A 3214-nucleotide genomic window follows, 5' to 3' on the forward strand; every position below is an offset into this window, starting at 1 on the left:
GCCGAGCAGCCCGCGCCGTGGCCACAGGCCCAGGGAGACCAGATCGACGACCCTGGCCGGAAAGGAGCGGTCGAGCTCCGACTGTTGCGGCAGATAAGCGGCGCGCACGCCGGGCGCGCGGACAACCGTGCCGGCCATCGGCTTCAACACACCGACGATGCCCTTCATCAGGGTCGACTTGCCCGAGCCATTGGCGCCGACGACGGCGGTCAACGATCCCCGGCGGATCGTGCCGTCGAGATGATGGATTGCCGGATGGCTGTTGTAGCCCAGTGTCAGGTCGCGGAAGGTCAGGCAGGTTTTGGTCATGTGACGATCCGTGGGACACGACTAATACGGCAGCGGCGGTTGATATGTGATGTTATTACATTAGTCAACAAGTCAATCCGGCGGAATTGCGGCGACCGGAGCAATTTGGCGTGTGCCTATTTTCGCCCCACGCCTGCTGGCTCAAGAGGATTCGCTCATGCAACCTTGCCCCCGGTGGGCCGCGACTCTAAAGAGGCGCGACCCACAAAGGAAGGAAACGTCCCATGAGCATTCGTCGCATCGATGTTGGCCCGCGAATGAGCCAGATCGTCATCCACGGCAATACCGTCTATCTGGCCGGTCAGGTCGGCGAGCCGGGCGGAAACGTCGGCGCCCAGACAAGGGACATACTGGGGGCCATCGACGAATTGCTGGCCAAGGCCGGTACCGACAAGACCAAGATCCTGCAGGCGATCATCTGGCTGGCCGACATGAGCACGTTCGCCGAGATGAACGCGGAGTGGGACAAGTGGGTGCCGCAGGGCCATACCCCGGCGCGCGCCACCGGCGAGGCCAAGCTTGCCGGACCGGAATATCTGGTCGAGATCATTGTCACGGCCGCGATCTGAGGCAGAGCTCTTTACCCTCCCCCTTGAGGGGAGGTCGGCGAACAGTCGAAGCGAAGCGGAAACGAGACGGGGTGGGGTTCGGCGAAGCTGCACCGACCCCACCCGCGTCGCAAAGTGCCGCCCTGCGGCATTTCTTCCGCGACTCTCCCCTCAAGGGGGAGGGTAAGAGTTACCCCTGCGAAGGCGTGAATCTTGCCACCAGCGTGTGGCTCTCGGCCGCATAGGTGAAACGGACATGGGTGACGGGGTGCTCGGCGCTCCATGTCCGTCGCTCGACCACCAGGCACGGTGCGCCGACCGCGATGTCGAATGCCGCCGCAATGTGCTTGTCGGCGGCGACGGCGCGGATGCGGTGCTCGGCGGCGCTCCATGGCACGCGGGCGATCAGCCACGGCCCGGGCGCGATGGCATGAAATTCCTCGTCGGCGGCCTCGGCCACGGCGGCCAGGTTGATCAGCCGCTGTTCGTGGGCGAACGGCCGCTTGCCGGCGAAATGCCGGCATTCCAGCGCCAGCACAGGTCCGGCAGAAGCGAGTTCCAGCAAGGCGCGATCCTCCGCTCTGCTGCGCCTTTTGTGTCGCGCCACACGCTCGTAGCGATAGGGCAGGCCGAGCGCTTCGACCTCGATCCTGATGTCGTGGATTTCCAGTACCGCGGCTTGCGAATGCGGCCGCCGGACAAAGCTGCCGGAGCGGCGGCGGCGCTCGATCAGCCCGGCCTTGGCAAGCTGCGACAGCGCCTTGTTCACCGTCATGCGCGAACAGTTGTACTCGGCCGTCAGTTCGTGCTCGAACGGAATGCGGTGGCCGGGCGCCCAGGCGCCGGACAGAATCCGCTCGCTGATGTCGGACAGGATGCGCTGATGCAGCGAGAGAGACTCGCCGACGTCCACATCGATTGTTCCGATCATGCTCATGCCGAAAGCGCCGTCATCACCTTGCGAAAACGCTCGGCAATGGCATCGCGCCTTGCATGCGTGCCGCTGCTGACCAGTTTCTTGCCATGCACCCAGACGCAATCGACCTTGGTGCCGTTGGCGAAGATCCAGGCGTCGAGCACCGCATCGCCCGTCTTGCCGGCAAGCGAAGGGTGATCACCGTTCAGCGAGACGAAATCGGCTGAGGCACCGGCGGCGATCCGCGAGAGACCTGCGCCAAGCGCGGCGCTGCCGCCGTCGAGCGCTGCATCGAACAGTGCGCGGCCGGTCGAACCGCCGGCGACCGCCAGCATGTTGCGGGCACGGTGGGCGAGGCGCTGCGAATATTCAAGCTGCCGCAATTCGTCGGGCACGCCGATCTGCACGTTGGAATCGGAGCCGACGCCGAAGCGGCCGCCATGTTGTTTGAACAAAGGTGCTGCAAAGGTGCCGTCGCCGAGATTGGCCTCGGTGATCGGGCAGAGGCCGGCGATGGCCCCGCTTTTCGCCATGGCCGCGGTCTCGATCTCGTTCATGTGGGTGGCGTGAATCAGGCACCAGCGCTTATCGACATTGGCATTGGCGAGCAGCCATTCGACCGGCCGCGCCCCGGACCAGGCAAGGCAGTCCTCAACCTCCTTCACTTGCTCGGCGATATGGATGTGGATCGGTCCGCCGGGTACCATTGCCGCGATGTTTTCCAACTCCTCCGGTGTCACGGCGCGCAGACTGTGCGGGGCGATGCCGACGACCGCGTGATTCAAGGTGCGAACGGATTCGCGGCATTTCTCAACAAGCCTCGAGAACCGATTCACATCGTTGATGAATCGCCGCTGGCCTTCGTTCGGCGCTGCGCCGCCGAAAGAGGCATGCGCATAGAAGACCGGCAGCAGCGTCAGCCCAATGCCGGTGTCGGCAGCCGCGGCAGTGATGCGCTCGGCCATCTCGGCGACGTTGGCATAGGGCCGGCCGTCGCGGTCGTGATGCAGATAGTGAAACTCACCGACGCGTGAGAACCCAGTTTCCAGCATCTCGACATAGAGCTGCGCGGCAACCGCCTCGACCTGGTCCGGTGTCATCGACAGCGCGAAGCGGTACATCACCTCGCGCCAGCTCCAGAAACTGTCGGCAGAAGGGCCGCGCAACTCGGCGAGGCCGGCCATGCCGCGCTGAAAGGCGTGGCTGTGCAGGTTCGGCATGCCTGGCAGCAGAATGGCATGGTGTTCGTCGCCGGGCCGGGGGGTGGTGTTAGGTTCGACCGTGGCGATGCGGCCTTCACTGGCGACGATCCGGGCATTGGAATGCCAGCCGTCGGGCAGAAGCACCTGTTCCGCAAAGATCGCCGTCACGTTTTTCTCTCCGATTCCCTGTGTCCCGTGCAATGATACCACTTGCAGGGCATCTCAATATGTATATACAT

4 protein-coding genes are annotated in these 3214 nt (G+C 64.2%); 1 reads left to right on the forward strand and 3 read right to left on the reverse strand.

All coding sequences use genetic code 11. The annotated features are described in order from the left end of the window. On the reverse strand, nucleotides 1-309 hold a 309-nt coding region (locus EOA85_RS30995; protein WP_127212270.1), incomplete at its 3' end, for an ATP-binding cassette domain-containing protein. A gap of 224 nt (nucleotides 310-533) precedes the next feature. On the opposite strand from EOA85_RS30995, the gene EOA85_RS31000 reads away from it, so the two are divergent. Next, nucleotides 534-878 (forward strand): RidA family protein, encoded by a 345-nt coding sequence (locus EOA85_RS31000; RefSeq protein ID WP_095521795.1) that lies wholly within the window; start codon nucleotides 534-536, stop codon nucleotides 876-878. A gap of 169 nt (nucleotides 879-1047) precedes the next feature. Here the strand turns inward: EOA85_RS31000 and hutC are convergent, their stop codons facing one another. After that, on the reverse strand, nucleotides 1048-1794 hold the full coding sequence (hutC, locus tag EOA85_RS31005) for a histidine utilization repressor (RefSeq protein WP_127212271.1): 747 nt from the start codon (nucleotides 1792-1794) through the stop codon (nucleotides 1048-1050). Next, nucleotides 1791-3143: a formimidoylglutamate deiminase gene (locus EOA85_RS31010; protein WP_127212272.1), complete on the reverse strand. Its 1353-nt coding sequence runs from the start codon at nucleotides 3141-3143 to the stop codon at nucleotides 1791-1793. The genes hutC and EOA85_RS31010 overlap by 4 nt, the downstream gene beginning before the upstream one ends. Between the last annotated feature and the right edge of the window lie 71 nt (nucleotides 3144-3214).

The sequence above is a fragment of the Mesorhizobium sp. M5C.F.Ca.IN.020.29.1.1 genome (genome assembly GCF_003997375.1).
In the GTDB taxonomy this organism is placed as follows: domain Bacteria; phylum Pseudomonadota; class Alphaproteobacteria; order Rhizobiales; family Rhizobiaceae; genus Mesorhizobium; species Mesorhizobium wenxiniae.